Annotated in this window: 16 protein-coding genes and 1 riboswitch; of the genes, 8 read left to right on the forward strand and 8 right to left on the reverse strand. The window is 44.9% G+C overall.

Going from position 1 to position 21495, the window contains the following annotated elements:
* Positions 1-357: 357 nt before the first annotated feature.
* From nrdG to BVU_RS08420, 4 genes are all read right to left on the reverse strand, one after another.
* Entirely contained in the window at positions 358-816 is a 459-nt protein-coding gene (nrdG, locus tag BVU_RS08405; RefSeq protein WP_005838696.1) for an anaerobic ribonucleoside-triphosphate reductase activating protein, read from the reverse strand.
* 5 nt (positions 817-821) lie between these two features.
* Positions 822-3098, reverse strand: a complete 2277-nt coding sequence (locus BVU_RS08410) for an anaerobic ribonucleoside triphosphate reductase (protein WP_011965249.1) — start codon at positions 3096-3098, stop codon at positions 822-824.
* 29 nt (positions 3099-3127) lie between these two features.
* Positions 3128-3311, reverse strand: a riboswitch (cobalamin riboswitch).
* Positions 3312-3392: 81 nt separating this feature from the next.
* Positions 3393-4028: a PAQR family membrane homeostasis protein TrhA gene (trhA, locus tag BVU_RS08415; protein WP_005838692.1), complete on the reverse strand. Its 636-nt coding sequence runs from the start codon at positions 4026-4028 to the stop codon at positions 3393-3395.
* Positions 4029-4032: 4 nt separating this feature from the next.
* Positions 4033-5535 carry a CCA tRNA nucleotidyltransferase gene (locus tag BVU_RS08420; protein ID WP_041174429.1) on the reverse strand — a complete coding sequence of 501 codons (1503 nt, stop codon included), beginning with the start codon at positions 5533-5535 and terminating at the stop codon, positions 4033-4035.
* A gap of 17 nt (positions 5536-5552) precedes the next feature.
* Between BVU_RS08420 and BVU_RS08425 the strand changes: the two genes are divergently transcribed.
* Positions 5553-6377, forward strand: coding sequence for a hypothetical protein (locus tag BVU_RS08425; RefSeq protein ID WP_005838688.1), 825 nt, complete (start codon positions 5553-5555; stop codon positions 6375-6377).
* Between the two features lie 87 nt (positions 6378-6464).
* Here the strand turns inward: BVU_RS08425 and ruvA are convergent, their stop codons facing one another.
* Complete coding sequence (gene ruvA, locus BVU_RS08430; RefSeq protein ID WP_005838686.1) at positions 6465-7058, reverse strand: Holliday junction branch migration protein RuvA; 594 nt, start codon at positions 7056-7058, stop codon at positions 6465-6467.
* A gap of 175 nt (positions 7059-7233) precedes the next feature.
* Here ruvA and BVU_RS08435 point away from each other — a divergent pair, with 175 nt between their 5' ends.
* A complete protein-coding gene (locus BVU_RS08435; protein ID WP_005838684.1) occupies positions 7234-8133 on the forward strand; it encodes a diaminopimelate dehydrogenase in 900 nt (299 codons plus the stop codon).
* 106 nt (positions 8134-8239) lie between these two features.
* Positions 8240-9046 carry a prolipoprotein diacylglyceryl transferase gene (lgt, locus tag BVU_RS08440; protein ID WP_005838681.1) on the forward strand — a complete coding sequence of 269 codons (807 nt, stop codon included), beginning with the start codon at positions 8240-8242 and terminating at the stop codon, positions 9044-9046.
* 41 nt (positions 9047-9087) lie between these two features.
* Here the strand turns inward: lgt and BVU_RS08445 are convergent, their stop codons facing one another.
* A complete protein-coding gene (locus BVU_RS08445) occupies positions 9088-9699 on the reverse strand; it encodes an HU family DNA-binding protein (protein WP_005838679.1) in 612 nt (203 codons plus the stop codon).
* Between the two features lie 635 nt (positions 9700-10334).
* Between BVU_RS08445 and BVU_RS08450 the strand changes: the two genes are divergently transcribed.
* The 5 genes from BVU_RS08450 to BVU_RS08470 all read left to right on the forward strand — a co-directional run bounded on the left by BVU_RS08450 (position 10335) and on the right by BVU_RS08470 (position 19698).
* Positions 10335-12653: a TonB-dependent receptor gene (locus BVU_RS08450; protein WP_011965251.1), complete on the forward strand. Its 2319-nt coding sequence runs from the start codon at positions 10335-10337 to the stop codon at positions 12651-12653.
* 148 nt (positions 12654-12801) lie between these two features.
* Positions 12802-14685, forward strand: a complete 1884-nt coding sequence (locus BVU_RS08455; RefSeq protein ID WP_041174528.1) for a DUF4980 domain-containing protein — start codon at positions 12802-12804, stop codon at positions 14683-14685.
* A gap of 15 nt (positions 14686-14700) precedes the next feature.
* Positions 14701-15861 carry an MFS transporter gene (locus tag BVU_RS08460; protein ID WP_008667877.1) on the forward strand — a complete coding sequence of 387 codons (1161 nt, stop codon included), beginning with the start codon at positions 14701-14703 and terminating at the stop codon, positions 15859-15861.
* Between the two features lie 27 nt (positions 15862-15888).
* The gene (locus BVU_RS08465; RefSeq protein WP_005838670.1) at positions 15889-16776 is read left to right on the forward strand and encodes a carbohydrate kinase family protein; all 888 of its coding nucleotides are present in this window, start codon (positions 15889-15891) and stop codon (positions 16774-16776) included.
* 195 nt (positions 16777-16971) lie between these two features.
* Positions 16972-19698 carry a hybrid sensor histidine kinase/response regulator transcription factor gene (locus BVU_RS08470; RefSeq protein WP_011965253.1) on the forward strand — a complete coding sequence of 909 codons (2727 nt, stop codon included), beginning with the start codon at positions 16972-16974 and terminating at the stop codon, positions 19696-19698.
* A gap of 42 nt (positions 19699-19740) precedes the next feature.
* Here BVU_RS08470 and BVU_RS08475 read toward each other — a convergent pair whose 3' ends face one another.
* Positions 19741-20169 (reverse strand): amino acid-binding protein, encoded by a 429-nt coding sequence (locus tag BVU_RS08475; RefSeq protein WP_005838664.1) that lies wholly within the window; start codon positions 20167-20169, stop codon positions 19741-19743.
* A gap of 11 nt (positions 20170-20180) precedes the next feature.
* Positions 20181-21479: a phenylacetate--CoA ligase family protein gene (locus tag BVU_RS08480; RefSeq protein ID WP_011965254.1), complete on the reverse strand. Its 1299-nt coding sequence runs from the start codon at positions 21477-21479 to the stop codon at positions 20181-20183.
* Positions 21480-21495: the final 16 nt, after the last annotated feature.

Raw genomic sequence — 21495 nt, forward strand, 5'->3', positions numbered from 1 at the left:
CTCGTCTCAGTTGTGTTATCCTCTCTCTCTTGTACCTAAAAAAACAACTCTTTTAATACCTATAAAACTAATCTCCTGAAAACTTTCTTTTTCTAATTACCTTAAATCTTACTACTAATACCTTTCTAAATCAATCTTTCTTTACCTAAATCTAATACCTTAAATTAAAATCTTTACCTTAATACTTAATACCTAATTTTGTTCTTTTCTTTATTAACTTAATATTTGGTTTCACAACCACATTGCAAAGGTACGGTTTTTCTTGAAATTAGCAAGTAAATATATGCTGAAAAACATAAAAAAGGGTGAATTCATGATATATATCAAGAAAACACCCCTTTTTTATTTCTTTTAGCGTTATCGCACACGGATGATGCGTTGATTACTGCTGCCCCGAAATTCCAAGTAAGGAGAGTACAAATCCGGCTCAAATCGTCCGTCTACTATAACATCCACATAATCCAGTATCGGTTTTAACATTTCATCGTTTTGTATCTGTTCAAATGTATATCCAGTATAACACCAGATGTTTTGTCCGGTAGCTTCTTTGATCTGTTTGACCAGAGCCAGGAATTCTTGGGGATGATAAAGTGGATCTCCACCGGAAAAGGTGATTCCGTCCAATAATGGATTGGCATTTATTTCGCAGATCATTTTTTCTATTTTTTCCGGTGTGAGCGGAGTGCCTGCCGATGGATTCCAGGATTCGGGATTCTGGCAACCGCGACAATGGTGACGGCATCCGGCCAGATAGATGGAATAGCGGATGCCTTCACCGTCGACTATTGTTTCAGGATAGGTAAATAACAAGTTCATGCTGATTATCCATGCTTTACCCGGTCACGTTCTTCAGCACGCTTGGCTGAATTCCAAGTGCTGAGGTCGCCTGTCAAATACCCGGTAATGCGACGCATTCGCATTATATTCTCGCTCTGGCAAACAGGGCACTTGTCGTAAATGACTCCTTTGTAACCGCAAGCCTGACAAGTATCAACAGGATGGTTGATGGAACCGTATCCAATGCCTTCGTCATGCATTACTTTTACAATCTTGGCTATGGCTTTTACATTTTTCTGAGCTTCTCCGTCCAGTTCCACGTAAGTGATATGCCCTCCGCGGGTAATGGCGTGGAAAGGAGCTTCCCGTTTTATCTTCTCGGTGATGGTGATGGGCTCTTTTACATCTACGTGGAAAGAGTTTACATAATAGTCATTATCCGTCACGCCGGGAATGATGCCGTATTTGCGGCGGTCCATACGGGTGAAGCGTCCGGAAAGTCCTTCGGCAGGAGTGGCAAGTACGGAGAAATTCAACTGATATTTCTGTTTGTATTCGTCTGCCACTTTATTCATTTCCGTAACGGCTTCGAATAATGTATCCCATGCTTTCTGGCTATGTGCGTGACCTTCTCCATAAAGAGCCATCATGGCATTGTGTCCGCCGATAAAGCCTATCCCTAATGTGCCTTGACGCAATACATCCCCCACCTGGTCGTTGGGCGAAAGTTTTCCTCCGCCTTTCCACACATCATTCCCCATCATGAACGGGAACTGGCGTGCCAAGGCTGTACGTTGATACTGGTAGCGTGCATACAATTGTTCGGCGATTAGTTCGGACAAAGCATGTACACTTTCTATGAATATTTCTTTTGCTTTTCTTTCTATGGCCTCTTTCTTGCCTGACTCTTCCAGACTTTCTGCCTTGATGCGTGCTTCGATGGCCAGCCGGGGCATATTCATGGTGGTGAATGACAGGTTGCCACGTCCTAATGAACTTTTTTCACCTGCTATATTTTCGTATACGCGGGTACGGCATCCCATAGTTGCCAGTTCATAGCGGTAGCGTTTAGGGTCCTTGATATCCCATTTCTCATTTTTGTTATAAGGAGTATCCAAAAACATAAAATTAGGGAACAAGGCTTTTGCGGTGGTACGGCAGGCTTTCAGAAACAAGTCGAAATTGGGAGCTTGGAATTCCATTTTGCCTTCCAGTGCCGCTTCGAAGTTTTCCATGGCTTTCTTATAGTCCTCTTCGGAATAAGATACTCCGTCTTTAACCTTGAATATCTGTATGGGGAAGACCGGTACTTCGCCACGGGTACCCAGGCCTTCGATGGTAGCTTTCAGCAGTTCCTCTATGACCATGCGGCCTTCGGGAGAAGTGTCTGTTCCATAATTGATGGAACTGAACACGACTTGGTTTCCCCCTCGCGAATGCATGGTGTTCAGGTTGTGGATGAATCCTTCCATGGCCTGATGTGTATCTTTGCGCGTCATGGCGTATGCTTTCTCTTCAATTTTCTTGAGAGCCTCTGTTCCGGGTTCTTTTCCCTCTACTTCTATATAAAACTCGGTTAAAGTTTTCAGATGTTTGCGAAATGTCTTCCGGACCCCTTCCGCCATAAAGAAGTCGAAGGCGGGAATAGCTTGTCCGCCGTGTTGCTCGTTCTGGTTTGTCTGGAATATGATGGTGGCCAGAGTGGCATAACTTTGAATGGACTGTGGAGTACGGATACTTCCGTTTTTAGTGCGGAAGCCGCGTTCGAACAAGTCATCCAGGTCATATTGGATACAAGTGGTAGTCTTGGTGGGATAGTAATCCAAATCATGTATATGTATGTCGCCCAACTGATGTGCTTCGGCATATTTTTTAGGCAACAGGTATTTATAGGTATAGTCTTTAGTAACTTCCGAGGCAAAAGTCATCATCTGTCCGGCGGGAGTATGGCTGGACATGTTGGCATTACTCAGGTTGACATCATTTTTGTCGATGGCTACAATGCCGTCCATGATGTGCTTCATTTGCGTTTTACGGTCGCGTTCCGTATTCCGCCATTCGCGATAAATAATATATTTCTTGGCCACTTCGGGACGTACTTTCATCAGTTCCTTTTCTACCAGATCCTGAATCTCTTCCACACTGATGGTTGGAGATACGAAATTGCTGATAACCCGCATGGTAATTTCAGCAATCAGTTTGTCTTCATTGTCAATTCCGGAGGCATGGAATGCCTTGCCGATTGCATTTTTAATTTTACTGATGGAAAAGTCTTCCCGCTTTCCATCACGCTTAATAATACAAATCTCAGCGTAATTCATTGTTTGAAAAATTAATTGTTAATTTAAAAAACTTGGCTGTCCTTCCAGGCAGGTTTTCTGACTTATCTCTCCCTTAAAACGCCTTCCCGCAAATGGTTTTGTAGTGGCATATTGTTTCAGCTCTACGAGAATTACAGCAGCGGGTACTGTTGCTGATTTTCACGGCATTCCCTCTTGGAAGTGGTTAACTTCACCTTGTCGGACAGCTGCAAAGGTATAACATTTTGGGAAACTTTCTATTTAAAAAATGGATAAAAGTTTTCCAAAACGGATAACTTATTGAAGATGGGAAGGTTATAAAATGTACCACAATGCCATCATGTGGCAGACCGTTCCTCCTAATACGAACAGATGGAAAACAGAGTGCATATAGGGCAATTTGGGGAAGGAATAAAAGACAGCTCCGGTGATGTAAGACACTCCTTCACCGATTAACCAATAAATAAAAGCGGGAGGCACATGTTGGCAGAGCGGCTTGAAACCTACAAAAATGCTGCATCCCATGGCTATATAGCAAATTGTTTCCAGGTTGCTATGTTCTTTCAGGTTACAAAAACATAGAATGATCCCGGCGAGGGCGCATAGCCATACGAAACTAAGAATTCCCCATCCCCAATAATCTGCTTCCCGCAAGGCTATCAGCATGATGGGGGAATAGCTGCCTGCGATATGCAGATAAATCGAAGCATGATCGAATTTGCGCAACACTTCGCGGTGAGGAGATGGTTTGCTGGCATGATACCAGGTGGAGCTGATATAGGAAGACAGCATACCGAATAGGTAGAGCCACATGCCGCCTGTTGCCCACGGATTGCCACTTTTCATGGCAGTAAGCAACAGATAACCGCCGCCGGCGATACCTATCAGGATACCAACGCCATGTGACAGGGTATTGGCCCACTCTTCTCCTTTGGTATAGTGTATGGTCAATTTCTTATAAGTTTTTTGGAGTTAATCCCATGCTTTTTGCTTTCTTCAACATGTGTTCTAAAGCAGCATCATGTTCATTAGGGATGATTCCATCCAGTATGGCATCCTTGATAGAACTTTTCAGACTGCCTATTTCACGGCAGGGCTGCAGGTCGAATATCCGCATAATTTCTTCTCCGTCTACCGGAGGTTGGAAATTGCGTATCCGGTCTTTTTCTTCCAGGTCTTTCAGCTTCTGGCGTACCAGTTTGAAGTTATCCAGGAATTTTTGTTTTCGTGCTTCATTTTTTGAAGTGATGTCCGCTTCGCACAGCATCATCAAGTCGTCAATATCATCTCCGGCTTCAAAAAGCAGACGTCGCACGGCGGAATCGGTTACTACATCATCTGCGATAACAATGGGGCGCATGTGCAGGCTGACCAACTTTTGGACATATTTCATCTTCTCATTCATGGGCAGTTTCATCTTGCGGAAGAGATCCGGAACCATTTTTTCACCGATAAAGTTATGATTATGGAAAGTCCATCCTATACGTGGCTCCCAGCGTTTGGTACGTGGCTTGCCTATATCATGCAACAGCGTAGCCCAACGCAGCCATAGGTTGTCGGTATGTTTGGAAATATTGTCCACAACTTCCAGGGTATGATAGAAGTTGTCTTTATGGGCACGCCCGTTTCGGGTTTCCACTCCTTGCAGCGCCACCAGTTCGGGAAAAATCAAAGGCAGCAGTCCGCAGCGGTCCAGTTCTATAAAGCCTTTGGACGGTATGGGGGCGAGCAGGATCTTGTTCAACTCGTCGGCGATGCGCTCTTTGGAGATAATATGAATGCGTTCCTTGTTGCGTGACAGTGCTTCGAAAGTGGTGTCGTCAATATAGAAGTTCAGTTGTGTGGCAAACCGGACACAACGCATCATGCGGAGCGGATCGTCACTGAAAGTGATGTCCGGGTCCAGCGGTGTACGGATAGTTCTCTCTTTCAAATCGTCCAGCCCGTTAAAAGGATCTACCAGTTCACCGAAACGTGCTTTGTTCAGGCACACTGCCATGGCATTGATCGTGAAATCGCGCCGGTTTTGGTCATCCTCCAAGGTGCCGTTCTCTACTACAGGCTTGCGGCTGTCATGGCTGTATGATTCCTTGCGGGCCCCCACAAACTCCACTTCCGTATCATGGTACTTGATTTGTGCCGTACCGAAGTTTTTAAAAACAGAAACGCGTGCCCCACGTCCCAGCTTCCTGCCGAAGGCCTGTGCCATTTCAATTCCGCTCCCTACTACTACAACGTCTATATCCTTCGAGGGACGCTTCAGGAATATATCTCGTACATAACCTCCTACAACGTAACATTCCAATCCCAGTTCGTCTGCCGTTTCGGAGATTAACTTGAATATCTTATTATTAAAGTGTTCTTTTAGTTCCATATTCATCTTAAAGAGGGGCAAATTTACGATTTTTTGCGCAGGATAAGGAGAAATCACGCAATTAAATTGTATTTTTGCCTGCATATAAAACGATCAAGTACATGAAAAAGATAGGATTAGTAGCATTATTTGCCTTGTTGCTGGCCGGTTGTGATGATGGCGGCGAGAAGAAAGCGCAAGAAAATTTGCGTAAGGCCGAAGCGGCTTTGGAAAAAGAGAACTTTAATGAGGCCAAATTGCAGATAGACAGTATCCGCATCCTTTATCCGAAAGCGTTTGAAGCTAGAAAACAGGGAGTCAAGCTGATGCAGCAGGTGGATTTGAAAGAACAGCGGAAAAGTCTGATTTACCTGGATAGCATGATGGTGGTGAAACAAGCTCAGCTGGATTCCGTCAAGGGTAATTTTGTTCTTGAGAAAGATACTGCATATCAGGAGGTGGGTAACTATTTTTATCCCACCCAGACGGTAGAAAAGAATATAGGCCGTTCATTCTTGCGCGGACAGGTGAACGAGCAGGGGGAAATGTCCCTTACCTCTATTTATTGTGCTGGCGGTACGTTGCATCATACGGCGGTGAAAGTGAGTGTGGGGGATACCTTTGCCGAAACTCCCGCCTCGAAAGACAGCTATGAAACCACTGACTTGGGCCGTGCAATCGAGAAGGCCGATTACAAGATGGGGGAAGACGGCGGCGTTATCGCTTTTATTGTAGCGAACAAAGATAAGAATATCCAACTTCAGTTTATCGGAGACCGTACTTATAAAACGGCTATGCAACCCAATGACCGTAAGGCGATTGCAGAATTGACGGAGTTGGCGCGCATCCTGTCCGGCATGGAACAAATCCGTAAAGATAAGAAAGAAGCGAACTTGAAAATAGAGTTTGTAACCCGCAAAATGCAGGAACAGGAGGAAGAGAAGTAATGTGGATGGGAACACAAACAATGCGGATCCTGAAGAGAATCTCCCCAAAGTCCGCATTGTCCGTGTTCCTTGTTTCATGTACAGCCCTTACAATCGCTTCAAGGCCAGCTTGATCACTTTCTCTACCGGGGCGGCAGGCTCCTCTTTCAGTATGGCAGCCACTACCTTTTGTGATGCGGCTTGTGCGAATCCCAGCATGGTGAGTGCGGCGACAGCCTCGTCATGAATTTCCGTATTGCCCGGATTGGCAAACATTTCACTGTTCACCGTCTCCACGCCCGAAGTGGCGATCTTGTCCTTTAAGTCCACTATGATGCGTTGGGCAGTTTTCAGGCCGATGCCTTTTACCGTTTTCAATAACTTGTCATTACCGGAACTGATTACTCCGCACAGCTCGGAAGGGGATAAGGCCGACAGAATCATACGTGCCGTGTTGCCGCCGATGCCCGATACGGAAATCAGTAACAAAAACAACTCCCGTTCCTGTTTGGTCGAGAATCCGTAGAGTACGTAGGCATCTTCCCGGATCGCTTCATAAATATATAATTTCGTATTGCTCTGATTCTGAATGGCCGAATACGTATTCAATGAGATATTGATGCCATACCCCATCCCGTTACAATCTAAAACCACCGTTGCCGGAGTAATCTCCGCAATGTCTCCTTTAATATATTCTATCATGGTTGTTTCATTTGAAAATTTACAGTTCTTTGCAAAAATAGGACATCTATCTTTTAAATTATAAGTTCGGCAAGAATATTTTTAAATTATTAGGTCGTAGTGAACAAAAAAACGAGGCAAAATGTTTATTTTTGCAGCGAATTAACAGATAATAGTAAACTAAACCCAATAAAAGATGAAAAAAATAAGAGCGGCCGTGGTTGGATACGGTAACATTGGTCAGTATGTAGTGGAGGCTTTGGAAGCTGCTCCCGATTTTGAGATTGCAGGTATCGTCCGTCGTAGCGGTGCGGAAAACAAGCCTGCCGAGTTGGAAGCATACGCTGTGGTGAAAGATATAAAGGAATTGAAAGATGTGGATGTGGCTGTGCTGGCTACTCCGACCCGTAGCGTGGAAGAATATGCGAAAGAGATTCTGGCAATGGGTATCAATACGGTAGATAGTTTCGACATTCATACACAAATCACTTCTCTCCGCCGTTCATTGGATGAGTCGGCAAAGGCCGGTAAGGCTGTCGCTATTATTTCTGCCGGATGGGATCCGGGAAGCGATTCTGTAGTCCGTACACTGCTGGAAGCCATCGCTCCGAAGGGCATTACTTATACCAATTTCGGTCCGGGACGCAGCATGGGGCATTCCGTAGCAGTCCGTGCCATTGATGGAGTGAAGGATGCTTTGTCCATGACTATTCCTGTGGGAACCGGTATCCATCGCCGTATGGTGTATGTGGAACTGGAAGAAGGTGCGGACTTCAAGACTGTGGAAGCCGCCATCAAGTCGGATCCTTATTTTGTAAATGACGAGACACATGTAAAACAAGTTCCATGTGTGGACGATTTGAACGACGTGGGTCATGGCGTTAACCTGGTTCGCAAAGGGGTATCGGGCAAGACTCACAATCAGTTGTTCGAGTTTGACATGAAGATTAATAATCCGGCTCTTACCGCGCAGGTGCTGGTTTGCGTGGCACGCGCCTCCATGAAACAGCAGCCCGGATGTTATACCATGATCGAAGTTCCTGTAATTGATCTGCTGTGCGGCGACCGTGAGGAACTGATTGCCCATTTGGTATAAAGAGGTTTCCTCAAAAAGAACGATATTCTGAAAATCTCTTCTCTGTTTTATTCCGGAGAAGAGATTTTTTTATTTCCTTTGTGTTCATAAACAAAGAAATAGAACAATGATAGCAAGTATTGTATGGGATGTGGATCCTATCTTATTTAAAGTAGGTAGTTGGGAAGTGCGTTGGTATGGGCTGATGTGGGGCCTTGGTTTCATATTGGCTTATGAAATGGTAAGCCGTTTATTCAAAAAAGAGAAGTATCCGGAAGAGTGGGTGGACAAGCTTTTTGTCTATTGCATAGTCAGTACGGTCATTGGCGCCCGTCTGGGGCACTGTTTGTTTTATGAATGGGACTATTATGGCGCCCATCCTGTTGAAATATTCAAGATTTGGAAAGGCGGGCTGGCAAGTCACGGAGGGGTGTTCGCCATCATTCTGGCTCTGATGTGGTACTCGAAAAAAGTAACCCGGAAAAGTGTGTGGTGGTTGTTTGACCGCATGATACCTGCTGTGGCGATTGTCTGCTTCTGTATCCGTTTTGGTAATTTAATGAATTCCGAGATATTCGGATATCCCACCACGTTGCCTTGGGGATTTGAATTTGTCCGTTCCCGGGAGTGGCATCAGCTGTATGAAGGTTTGCCTTGCCATCCTACTCAGATTTATGAAATGCTGTATTGCCTGGTTGCCGGTGTAACTGCCTGGGTGATGTACCATACATACCATTTACAAAAGAGGGTGGGATTAATAACCGGAGTAAGCTTGCTTATATTCTTTGGCACTCGCTTTGCTCTGGAGTTTATGAAGAATCCGCAGGTTGCCGAAGAGGCGGATATGACTTTTAACATAGGGCAGTGGCTCAGTGTGCCTCTGATTCTGCTGGGGGCGTATCTCATAGCCACCAGCCGCACCCGGAAAGAATAAAGGTTCCGGGAGAGGGGGGAAGCAGGTGAAAGGATACCTTTTCAGCCTTCCGGCATCGCCCTGTATATCACGTGCGGGGCGCGTCCGTCTCTTTCTATTTTCTTTTCGCTGCTCCATTGGCGTAGTTCGCTGCCGGCTTTTGTTTTCAGCAACCCTGTCAAGGCACAATATTCCTTGCAAGTGATAATGGAGTGCTCTTTCAGATAATTTGTCAGCCGTACAAAGCGTTCTTCTGCTGAATATCGGGTGGAGGAGGTCCGGAAACCATATTCCGCCCGTTCCAGCTTTCCTTTGCTTCGTACCTCCTTACGGAATTTCCGGGTGGGTTTGAACTTTATGTTGTCAAAATGTACCGATGCGGCGCGTATCTCGCTTTTGTCCGTTACCTTGCGGCAAGTCAGAGTGGCCGAGAATGTACCCAGTTCTCCCAGTTTTACGTTATAACCGTCTGCCAGGTAATTGGCGATAATGCTTTCCAGGTCACATAACAGACCGACGACGGTCCCTTCGTGGACGGTGGAACGCCGGGCGATGTCTTTAGCCAGGTCTTTCAGGTTTTTTGTGCCCGATACTACAATTTGCGGATACAGGGTGGGCTGTTCCTTCTCTCCCTGTATGTCGGGGGAGGTTTTGAAATCATACTTTGCTGCCATGTTTAATGCTTTTTAATAGGGAGATTAAGTCGTTTCTTGCTGAACGCTAAGGGGATTCTTTCTATTAACTTCTATAGACGCAGGCAATGGACCGTACGGTTTACTGTAGTGGACTGTACGGTCTGCTATAGTGGATTGTACAGTCTGCCATCGGAGTCTGTCTTAGTATTCAGGACAAAAGTACTTAATCATACTGGAAAAACCTATTAATTCATAGGAGAAAAGAGCTTATACGGGCAAATTAGATGTTTCCCTTGAAGGTTTGAGGGATTTTCCTTTCATTGTGGTGTCTTTCTTTTCAGTTGGTGTGCTGTAAAGGTAAGTGTTTTATGCTGATTACCGGCATACTTCGGATAGAAAAAGAGGAGGCGGGCTGACAGTAGGCTGAAGGATTATCCTTCAGGTGTTTTCTTCGATGGAATGGGGAAAAACAGCCCAAACTGAAGGCTGAAGGAAAATTGGCATGAATTTGTTTTTAGAGGTGAAAAGGCGTATGGTTCACGAGAAATGTTACATAATCCGTCACTTTTGTTGCAATGAAACAAAAATGCCGGCAGCTGTAACAAATGTTTTATAGAGGTTGCCGGCTGTCCCCTACCTTTGCCTCAGAAAAACTTCTAAAAACATTTAATGCTATGAACAAAAATCAGCAAAAGAACCGGATGGGAGCGGTCATTATTTTACTTGCCGCCGCTTGCTTGAATGGTTATGCACAACAAGATTCTACCAAAGTGTCCTCTGATTCGAAAGAGGAAGGCAATCGCAATGTCATGTTGAATGCGGCTAGTGCCAATGGTCCTCGTGAAATCTCTATCGGTCTGCCCGGTGGTGATGTGAATGTACTCGAAAATGGTCTGCCTGTGGTATATAATTCGAATCCTCATAATGTAAACACGCATTGGCGCGGAGACAGCAGCTTGGGACATACCGGATTGCTGAAGATTTCCGAAACAGCGATTACTACCGGTAATATAGGTTATGCTGTCAATTCGTTTACGGAACTCGGCTTGAATAAAGAGAAGAAAATGAATGGTGTGCTGAACTACGGCACCAATCATTTCGGTAAACAGCAATTTGACTTCAATCTGAATGGAAGCATCGGAAAAGATTGGTTTTACAGCGGCAGCATCTATCAGAATTTTGATCCGGGTTCGTTCAAACTGCGTTTTGCGCAATATCAGGACCGGACTCAGATCTATAAGTTTGCCTTGACCAAGTTCTACAATGAAGGACGTGGACAGCTCTCTGCCATCTACCATTACAGCAACAGCCATTGGTTGTCCAATGCTACCACCGGTGCACCATTTATTTATGTAGGCGATGGGAGTGTGAAGGAAATTCCCGGTTTCGGACTGGGGACTTCTTCTTATCTGCCCAATGTATCGGATATGGTTTATATGGACATGCGTACCGGCGAGATGAAAAAGATCAGTCTGTATGATGCTACGGCCAGTAAAGGAAATCAGTTGACGGTTCTGAACCGTTACCGGTGGGATAACGGGTTGGAGTGGAAAATCAATATGAAGTATGACCATGCTTTGGGTTCCTATCTGTACCAGACTCCGATGTCTATGGAGCAGAAAGTAGGAGCCGACGGCTATAGCACCAAAGGACTGGATGGAACATTGAATCCTTATGAGGGATATGTACAGAGCCGCATGTCCTGTTTCAACCGGGGGAATATAGATGAGTTCTTCTTTACCACCGAGTTGTCGCGGAAGTATGATGATATGACTTGGCGTGTGGGGGTGAACGAATGGTATTATGATGTGGACTATGCTTCGAACACTACCATGTATGACCATACGGTGGAAGAATATCCCCAAATGTTGTACAGCGCCGATACGAAGGATATTCATCATTACGGAAACACTCCTTATTATAATCTGAACCAGAATGCTTCCGAATATTACAAAGGACATGAAAACAAACTGGCTCTTTATGCTACTCACGACTGGGACATCACCGATAAATGGAATGTGTATTATGGCGCACGCTTCGAGTACCAGCGTCTGGCAGGAAAGAACCTGGCGGTATATAATGCCGAAGGCAATCCGGTAGGCCGCTTTGCCGGTTATCATATCGGGGCAGTTGCAGCCGATGGTACGAAGATAGCTCCCCGTTATTTCAGTTACAACTGGCTGAACATGGCTTTCACGGCTGCCGCCACTTATAAAATGACAAAGCAGTTTGGCTTTACCGCCGATTTCACCTACAATACCCAGCGGCCGAATATGTCGAACTTTGCTCCTGCCGAGATGCCGAATGTAGATAAGATTACGATTCCGTTGGGGCGTGCGGGTATTTATTTCAATAATGACTGGATTAGTCTGACCTCACTGTTCAGTTATATTGCCAAGACTAACAACAACTCTACCTTGAATCTGATTAATCCGAATAATGATAAGGATATTAAGGCGGCTGCATTGAGTTATGATATTGAAACAATAGGGTGGACGACGGATGCGGTGGTGAAACCTTTCAAAGGATTTGATTTCCACTTCCTGTTCACTTACCAAAGCCCGAAGTATAAGAAGTATGAAACGGGAGTGACCTTTAGTGACGGGACAACATCGGGTATCAATGCCACCGGCAATATCGTTACCGAAATTCCGAAGGTGCTGATTGAGCTGGACCCTAGTTACAACATTACCAAAGACTTGAAGGTATGGGCCAGTTTCCGTTACTTCAGCAAGACGTATGCAAATATTAAAAATGCTTATTATTTCAACGGCCGTTGGGAAACATTCGGTGGAATAAACTGGAATGTGAACAAACATCTGTCCTTAAGCGGAACTGTGATAAACTTCTTGAACCAGACCGGGGCGAAAGGAAGTATTTCGGGAGCCGAGCTGGTAGATAAGGAGAATGCGGCGGCATATAACGGCGCATGGATGGCAGGCAGCTATATCCGTCCGTTCACCGTAGAATTTGCGGCGAAAATAACATTCTGATTCAAGAGGGATTTAATTCTTCTTTATGGTGGAAAAGTAACATTTATACATAAGAATGAAACAAATGTTTCAGCCGGTAAGGCAGGTTTCCGTTAACTTTGCCGATAACGAAAAACAATCAAACAAAACTTTTAATATCCTATACTTCATGAAAACAAATCTTGTTAACCTTGCATTAGGTTTAGCCTTTACAGGAGGCGCTGTTTCTTGTCAGTCACAAAAAAATGACCTGGTTTTCGAACATCAGGGAGATACGGTGACAATCGTACATATTGTCCGTCCCGCTAAATATTTGTTGCTTCCGATTCAGGAGAGCAGCAAGGAAGGACTGGTAAGGCTGGATACTGGGAGCCCCGCAGATACCGATATGGATGTGCGTCTGGCTACAGACAGCGTTGAATATTATGTTCCGTTTGCCTTGCCTCAGGGAAGTGAGGAAGCTACTGTCATTATAAAGAAGGTGGAGGCAGATGCGCTGTGTTGGGACAGCATCCGGGTTTCGGATACATTTGATACGGCAAACAGGGATAAGTTCCGTCCGGTTTATCATCACACTCCGCTTTATGGCTGGATGAATGATGCCAACGGACTGGTTTATAAAGACGGTGAATATCACCTTTATTTTCAATATAATCCATACGGCTCCGTATGGGGAAATATGCACTGGGGACATTCCGTGAGCAAGGATTTGGTTCATTGGGAGCATCTTGACCCAGCGATTGCCCGTGATACATTGGGGCATATCTTTTCGGGAAGTGCCATTGTGGATAAACATAACAGCGCAGGCTACGGTGAAAATACAATTGTCGCTTTTTATACTTCGCACCGTAATATACCCAGTGGGCAGAGCCAGGTGCAAAGTATGGCATACAGTACGGACAACGGGCGTACTTATACGAAGTATGAACAGAATCCGGTTCTTACTCCGTTTGACGGACTACAGAATTTCCGTGACCCGAAGGTCTTTTGGTATGAACCCGAACAGAAATGGATTATGATTGTCAGTGCGGATAAGAATATGCGTTTTTATTCATCTGCCAACTTGAAGCAATGGGAATACATGAGTGAGTTTGGAGAAGGATTTGGCCCTCAGCCCAATCAGTTCGAATGTCCGGATTTCATCCAACTGCCTGTAGATGGTGACCGGACCAGGATGAAATGGGTGATGATTGTCAATATCAATCCGGGATTTGTCTATGGAGGCAGCGGTACGATGTATTTTACAGGCGACTTTGACGGGCATCAGTTTGTATGTGATACGAAACCCGAGGTGGTGAAATGGCTCGACTGGGGAAAAGACCATTATGCCACTGTTTGTTTCTCGAATACCGGCGACCGTGTCATTGCCGTACCTTGGATGAGCAACTGGCAGTATGCTAACTATACTCCTATACAACAGTTCCGCAGTGCCAATGCTTTGCCGCGTGAGCTGAGTCTGTATACGGGAGAAGACAAACAGCTTTATCTGAGTGCCGCACCGGTAAAGGAAACGGAGCACTTGCGGAAAGATTCTAAAAAGCTGGATGATTTTACAGTAAATGGCGAGAAGCGTTTAGAAACACTTTTTGAAAATAACGACGGCGCTTTTGAACTGGAATTGCAACTGGTGTCGGCTGGTAAAGAGGCTGGTTTTGAATTGCTGAACAGTTTGGGTGAGAAGGTGAAGATTTATTTGGACGCTTCGGAGGGACGTGTGGTAATGGACCGTGCGGAAAGTGGTATTGTAGATTTTGGCAAGAAGGTAAAACCGCATGATTTGGATACCGAAGAAAGTTATGCTCGTTATAAAGAGGTTACGGTGAATTATAAAAATGATTTTGCTTTGGGTACTTGGGCTCCGATAAACACCGCGAAGGCACATAAAATTCAAGTTTTTGTGGATAATGGAAGTGTGGAGTTGTTTGTTGACGGTGGCCGCGTTGCCATGACTAATCTGGTATTCCCGAATGAACCTTATAACTCTTTGCGTTTTTATAGTAAAGGAGGAGAGATGAAGATTTCAAATTTCACAATATATAAGTTAGGTTTGTAAACTAAGTATAAAGCCATGAATAGCAATAAAAATCTGTATGCCAAATTAATTCCGGTGATGCTGTGTTTCTTCGCCATGGGATTTGTAGACCTGGTGGGGATTGCATCGAATTATGTAAAAGCGGATCTGGATCTGACAGACTCTCAAGCCAATATATTTCCTTCCTTGGTCTTCTTCTGGTTCCTGATTTTCTCCGTACCTACAGGTATTCTGATGAATAAGATAGGGCGTAAGAAGACAGTTCTTCTGAGTCTGATTGTCACTTTTGCCTCTTTGCTGCTCCCAATATTCGGCGACGGCTATACGCTTATGTTGATTTCTTTCTCTTTACTGGGTATCGGTAATGCGTTGATGCAAACCTCTTTGAATCCGTTGCTGAGTAATATTATTGCGGGGGAAAAGTTGGCAAGTACATTGACTTTCGGTCAGTTTGTAAAAGCTATTGCTTCCTTTCTTGCCCCTTACATTGCCATGTGGGGAGCGATGCAGGCTATTCCTACTTTCGGGCTTGGCTGGCGGGTATTATTTCCTGTTTATATGGTGATAGCCGTTTTTGCCATCGTGTTGTTGGGGCTGACCCCTATTGAGGAAGAGAAACCCGATAAAGCGTCCGGCTTCAAAGCGTGCTTTTCCTTGTTGGGAAAACCGTTTATTCTCTTGTCTTTCATTGGGATCATGTGCCATGTCGGTATTGATGTCGGTACGAATACAACGGCTCCTAAAATCTTGATGGAGCGTTTGGATATGACATTGGCTGAGGCCGGTTTTGCAACAAGTCTTTATTTTATTTTCCGTACGGTGGGTTGCTTCCTCGGAGCCTTTATCTTGCAAAAGGCTTCTGCAAAGTCTTTCTTTGCTCTCAGTGTCGTGTTCATGTTGCTGGCAATGGTGGGATTATTTATATTCCATTCGGAAACAATTATTTATATTTGCATTGCCATGATTGGTTTCGGTAACTCCAATGTGTTCTCTATTATATTCTCGCAGGCATTGTTTGCCATGCCCGAAAAGAAAAATGAAGTTTCCGGATTGATGATTATGGGGCTGTTCGGCGGTACGGTATTTCCGTTGGCCATGGGAGTTGCCAGTGATGCCATGGGGCAGAGTGGCGCTGTGGCGGTGATGACTGTCGGAGTTATCTATTTGTTGATGTATACCTTGAAAATAAAGAAATGATTTTAATTGTAAACAGTAAATAATATCATGAATCAAATCATCGTAGGAATGGGTGAGGCACTATGGGATGTGCTGCCCGAAGGAAAGAAAATTGGTGGTGCTCCGGCAAACTTCGCTTATCATGTGTCACAATTCGGTTTTGACAGCCGGGTGGTCAGTGCGATTGGCGATGACAAGCTGGGTAATGAGATACTTGAGAATTTTGATGGCAAGAACTTGAAGTATCAGATAGAGAAAGTGCCTTATCCCACAGGAACCGTACAGGTGGAACTGGACCCTAATGGGGTACCTATGTATGATATAAAAGAAGGGGTGGCTTGGGATAATATACCTTTTACACCTGCTTTGGAAGAGTTGGCAAAGAATACCCGTTCCGTATGCTTCGGCTCGTTGGCACAGCGTAGTGTGGTTTCAAGGGAAACAATCAACCGTTTTCTGGATGTGATGCCCGAAGGAGAAGGACAATGTAAAATTTTCGATGTGAATTTGCGCCAAGGTTTCTATACGAAGGAGATTCTTTGCAACTCGATGAAAAAATGTAATATTTTAAAGATTAATGACGAGGAGTTGGTCACAGTGAGCCGTATGTTCGGTTATCCCGGCATAGACTTGCAGGATAAATGCTGGATTCTGTTGGCGAAATATAATCTGAAGATGTTGATTTTAACGTGTGGTGTCAATGGCAGTTATGTCTTTACTCCGGGTGAGATTTCATTTGTAGAGACTCCGAAGGTGGAGGTGGCCGATACGGTAGGTGCGGGCGATTCGTTCACGGCGACTTTTGTAGCTGCTATTTTGAAGGGAAAGCCGGTTGCCGAGGCGCATAAACTGGCTGTTGAGGTTTCTGCATACGTATGTACGCAAAACGGGGCTATGCCTGAGTTGCCGGCTCGTTTAAAGAATGAGTTGATTTAAATTTTAATGGTTGCGGATACTCATTCAAATTGGATTGGAAATCATATTGTCTGAGGCTGTATCGCGAAGAACCTGTAAATACAAAGTAGATGTAATCAGGTTCTTCGCGATGTTCTTTTTTTACTTTCTCTTGCAGATGTTTGTTTTATTAGCGGTTACCTTTTATCTTTGTTATCTATAAATACCTTGAGGAACATGAAAAAACATCTTTTGTTTTTGATTTTATGCCTTATGGGAATTCTGACATCGTGCAGTCAGAAACATACGCGCTATTACATTGGTGTTTCACAATGTAGTGATGACGAATGGCGGCATAAAATGAATCATGAAATTGTACGTGAAGCCTTGTTTTATGATGGGGTGGAGGTGGAGATCCGTACCGCGAAAGATAATAGCCGGAATCAGATAGAAGATATCAACTATTTTATTGACAGGAAAGTTGATTTATTGATTGTCGCTCCGAATGAGGCGGCGGCTGTCACTCCTGTTGTGGAGAAGGCATACGGGCTGGGAATACCTGTTGTGGTAATTGACCGTAAGATTTTGTCGGACCGTTATACGGCTTTTGTGGGCGCTGATAATTGTGAGATTGGCAAAGATGTGGGACAATATATTGTGAACCGTTTGGGTGGAAAAGGGAAGATTTTGGAGATAACGGGACTGGAAGGTTCCACTCCGGCTATGGAGCGTCATAGAGGATTGGCGGATGCCTTGAAGGCAGAGCCTGGAATAGAAATTACCGCCAGCGTGGACGGAGCCTGGCTGCAAAGTGTGGCTGGGGAGAAAATGGATTCCATACTTCAAGACAATAAGGGTATAAATCTGGTTTTTGCCCAAAATGACCGCATGGCTGTCGGGGCTTATTTGTCGGCCAGACAGCGACAGTTGGAAAAGGAAATGTTGTTTGTCGGTATTGATGCGTTGCCTGGCAAGGGGTATGGAGTGGAGCAGGTACTGGAAGGGGTGTTGGATGCCACTTTTATTTACCCTACCGGAGGAGATAAAGTGATGCAGGTGGCGATGGATATTTTGGAGAAGCGTCCGTATGAACGGGATACTAAGTTATCAACAGCCCTTGTTGATAAAACGAATGCCCGTGTCATGCAGTTGCAGACAGACCACATTGCCGAACAGGACGGAAAGATAGAACGGCTGAATAATCAGGTGGACGAATATTGGTCAAGATACTCTGCCCAGACCATGTTTCTGTATGCATGTCTGATTATCCTGTTACTGTTTGCTGCCTTATTGGCGATCATCGTCCGTGCGTATTGGACAAAGAACCGGATGAACATGGAGTTATCCCGTCAAAAGAAACAATTGGAGGAACAACGCGACCAACTGATCAGCCTCTCCAAGCAGTTGGAAGAGGCGACTCATGCCAAGCTGGTCTTCTTTACGAATGTTTCTCATGATTTCCGTACTCCGCTTACTTTGGTTGCCGATCCGGTGGAACAGCTTTTAGAGGATAAAGACTTGACCTCTAAGCAACGATCCTTATTGAAAGTGGTACATAAAAATGTGAATATTCTGTTGAGGCTGGTCAACCAGATTCTTGATTTCCGTAAGTATGAAAATGGTAAACTGGAGTTGGTGAGAACCAATATGGACCTGCGTGCGCAATTACAGGAATGGAGCCATGCATTTCAAACATTGGCTTTGAGAAAGCATATCCATTTTGTTCTGGACGTGAACGATGACCGGACAGACTGTCTGATGGCGTTGGATGCCGAAAAGATGGAACGTGTCTATTTTAATTTATTGTCCAATGCGTTTAAGTTTACCCCGGAGAATGGAACTATCACTGTCACACTTTCTACTTTAATAAAGGAGGAAAATAGAAGATATGTCCGTCTGGTAGTTGCTGATACCGGTTCGGGAATCTCTGTCCGGCACATCCGGCATATTTTCGACCGCTTTTATCAGATGGATGTGAACCATGCAGGCTCAGGTATTGGTCTTGCTTTGGCAAAGGCTTTTGTCGAGTTGCACGGCGGGGTGATAACGGTGGACAGTGTGGAAGGAAAAGGAACAGTGTTTACGGTGGATATTCCTATGGAGATAGTGGAGGGGCAGTCTGTAGATCGGATACAGGAACCGCACACTACACAGCCGACGGTGGTGGAGGAATTGGAGGAGACGGAAACAGAAGAAAGGCTTCCGGATGAGAATAAGGAATGCATCTTGATAATTGACGATAATGCGGATGTACGTGGCTATGTGAAATCATTATTGAAAGAGGAATATACGGTGATAGAGGCTGCCGACGGACATGCCGGATTAAAGAAAGCTATGAAATATGTGCCTGATGCCATTATCTGTGATGTGATGATGCCGGTGATGGACGGATTGGAATGTTGCAGGAAGCTGAAAATGGAATTACAGACTTCTCATATTCCGGTGATGTTGCTTACTGCCTGTTCTTTGGATGAACAGCGGATACAGGGGTTTGAATGTGGAGCGGATTCTTATATTTCCAAACCTTTTAATTCCAAATTGTTACTGGTGCGTCTTCGGAATCTGATTGATAACCATAAGCGGTTGAAACAGTTTTTCGGAGATAAGATTACTTTGTCTAAAGAGTCTGTAAGCGAGGTGGATAAAGGATTTGTGGAGCGCTTCAGAGAGCTGATAGAAGCAAATTTGACAGATTCTGAGTTAAGTGTGGAAGAATTAGGCAGTAAGATGGGATTAAGCAGGGTGCAGCTTTATCGTAAGATTAAGGCACTTACCAATTATTCTCCCAATGAACTGGTGCGTATTGCCAGATTAAAGAAAGCTGCTTCTTTGTTGGCTTCTTCTGAGAAAACCATATCCGAGATAACGTATGAGGTAGGTTTTACATCTCCTTCTTATTTTACCAAGTGTTACAAGGAATATTTCGGAGAAAGTCCTACGGATTTCTTGAAACGCAGAGGATAATTGTGGGGGCGGACACGCAGCTCCGCCCCTACAAGGAATACTTTAAATCAGTGTTGATAAATCTTTTTCGGCTACAAAAGAGAGATTATTAAGAATAATCACTTCCCTTGCTCTGTCCGGATTGTCTGTCCGGAAAATCAAGATGCCTTTATTTCCTAACAGGAAGGAATACAGATAAGTAATGCCTATTTGGGCTTCACTGAAAATGGTGATGGCGTCTGCCGCCCGCCCCGGCTGATTGTCTAGTGTGATGGCGAACACATCGGAGAGTGCCACGGAGATTCCTGCCTCTTTCAGCGTCTCGTATGCGCGTTTGGGTTCCGAGCAGATGATACGGTAAATACCATACTCTACTGTATCGGCAATGGTAGAGGCAATCAACTGTATGCCTGCTTCTTTCAATAAGTTCAATACTTTCTGTAGTGTCCCCGATTTGTTTTCGATGAAGACGGATAATTGTTGTATAGTCATAAACTTATTTTTTAAAAGGTTTTACGTAAGTCTTTCACACGGACTGCTTTACCTTCCGATTTAGGCAGTGCTCCTTTGGGTACCAGTTTCACACGTGGGGTAACCAATATCTCATCTTTCAGTTGGCGGGTAATTTCCCGGGTCAATGCTTGCAGGCGTCCATAGTCATCGGTGAACAGTTGGCTCAATTCCACTTCTACAGTCATTTCGTCATTAGATTCGGCGGTTTCGAGTGTGATCAGATAGTCACTGCCCAATTCTTTGAATTGCAATAAAATCGTTTCAATCTGAATGGGGAAGATATTGACCCCTTTCAGGATAATCATATCGTCGCTGCGCCCTTTCATTCTGTCCAGACGTTTGTGATGGCGGCCGCAGGGGCATTCCCCCGGCAGAATGCGGGTCAGATCACGGGTACGGTATCTCAATAACGGCATCGCCTCGCGGTTGATGGTGGTCAGTACCAGTTCGCCCACTTCACCCTCGGGCACAGGTTCCAATGTGTCGGGGTCGATGATTTCTACGATATAATAGTCTTCCCATATATGCAATCCGTTTTGTTCCTGGCATTCAAAAGCCACACCGGGACCGCACATTTCGGACATGCCGAAAGAGTTGTAGGCTTTTACACCCAGCATATCTTCGATGCGGCGGCGTTGTTCTTCGGAATGAGGTTCCGCTCCTATGATCAATGTTCTCAATTTGGTGTCACGACGCGGATCAATCCCCATTTCCTGCATTATCTCGTACATACGGGCTGCGTAACTGGGAATGGCGTGCAAGGCGGTGGTTCCGAAATCGGAGATGAATTTCAACTGGCGTTTGGTGTTTCCGGCAGCGGCAGGTACAGTCAGCATTCCCAGCCTTTCAGCACCATATTGAAAGCCCAGCCCGCCGGTGAACATTCCATAGCCGGAAGAGTTCTGGAAAATATCTCCCGGACGTAATCCTACCATATAAAGACAACGGGCCACTGCATTAGCCCATTCGTCAAGGTCTTTTTGGGTATGCAGAATGACAGTGGGATTTCCGGTTGTTCCACTGGATGAGTGAAGGCGGACTGTTTTTTCCAAAGGTACGGACGCCAGTCCGAAAGGATAAGTGTCACGTAGATCTTGTTTGGTGGTAAACGGGATTTTCTGTAAATCATCCAATGAACGGATATCTTCCGGACTCAGATGATTTTCGGCAAACCGTTGTTTATAGAAAGGGGAATTCATGCAATGGCGGACAGTCTTTTGCAGTCGTTCCAATTGTAGTTTCTCAATTTCGGGTCGTGTCAGGGTCTCTAACTCTTTGTGTAAATACATAGCATTTCCTGTTTAG

The organism is Phocaeicola vulgatus ATCC 8482 (genome assembly GCF_000012825.1).
Classification (GTDB): Bacteria; Bacteroidota; Bacteroidia; order Bacteroidales; family Bacteroidaceae; genus Phocaeicola; species Phocaeicola vulgatus.

Bases quoted from the DNA above. Each gene is read 5' to 3' on its own strand.
- nrdG (WP_005838696.1), bottom strand. From the start codon at position 816: ATGAACTTGTTATTTACCTATCCTGAAACAATAGTCGACGGTGAAGGC.
- BVU_RS08410 (WP_011965249.1), bottom strand. From the start codon at position 3,098: ATGAATTACGCTGAGATTTGTATTATTAAGCGTGATGGAAAGCGGGAA.
- BVU_RS08420 (WP_041174429.1), bottom strand. From the start codon at position 5,535: ATGCAGGCAAAAATACAATTTAATTGCGTGATTTCTCCTTATCCTGCG.
- BVU_RS08425 (WP_005838688.1), top strand. From the start codon at position 5,553: ATGAAAAAGATAGGATTAGTAGCATTATTTGCCTTGTTGCTGGCCGGT.
- ruvA (WP_005838686.1), bottom strand. From the start codon at position 7,058: ATGATAGAATATATTAAAGGAGACATTGCGGAGATTACTCCGGCAACG.
- BVU_RS08435 (WP_005838684.1), top strand. From the start codon at position 7,234: ATGAAAAAAATAAGAGCGGCCGTGGTTGGATACGGTAACATTGGTCAG.
- lgt (WP_005838681.1), top strand. From the start codon at position 8,240: ATGATAGCAAGTATTGTATGGGATGTGGATCCTATCTTATTTAAAGTA.
- BVU_RS08445 (WP_005838679.1), bottom strand. From the start codon at position 9,699: ATGGCAGCAAAGTATGATTTCAAAACCTCCCCCGACATACAGGGAGAG.
- BVU_RS08450 (WP_011965251.1), top strand. From the start codon at position 10,335: ATGAACAAAAATCAGCAAAAGAACCGGATGGGAGCGGTCATTATTTTA.
- BVU_RS08455 (WP_041174528.1), top strand. From the start codon at position 12,802: ATGAAAACAAATCTTGTTAACCTTGCATTAGGTTTAGCCTTTACAGGA.
- BVU_RS08460 (WP_008667877.1), top strand. From the start codon at position 14,701: ATGAATAGCAATAAAAATCTGTATGCCAAATTAATTCCGGTGATGCTG.
- BVU_RS08465 (WP_005838670.1), top strand. From the start codon at position 15,889: ATGAATCAAATCATCGTAGGAATGGGTGAGGCACTATGGGATGTGCTG.
- BVU_RS08470 (WP_011965253.1), top strand. From the start codon at position 16,972: ATGAAAAAACATCTTTTGTTTTTGATTTTATGCCTTATGGGAATTCTG.
- BVU_RS08475 (WP_005838664.1), bottom strand. From the start codon at position 20,169: ATGACTATACAACAATTATCCGTCTTCATCGAAAACAAATCGGGGACA.
- BVU_RS08480 (WP_011965254.1), bottom strand. From the start codon at position 21,479: ATGTATTTACACAAAGAGTTAGAGACCCTGACACGACCCGAAATTGAG.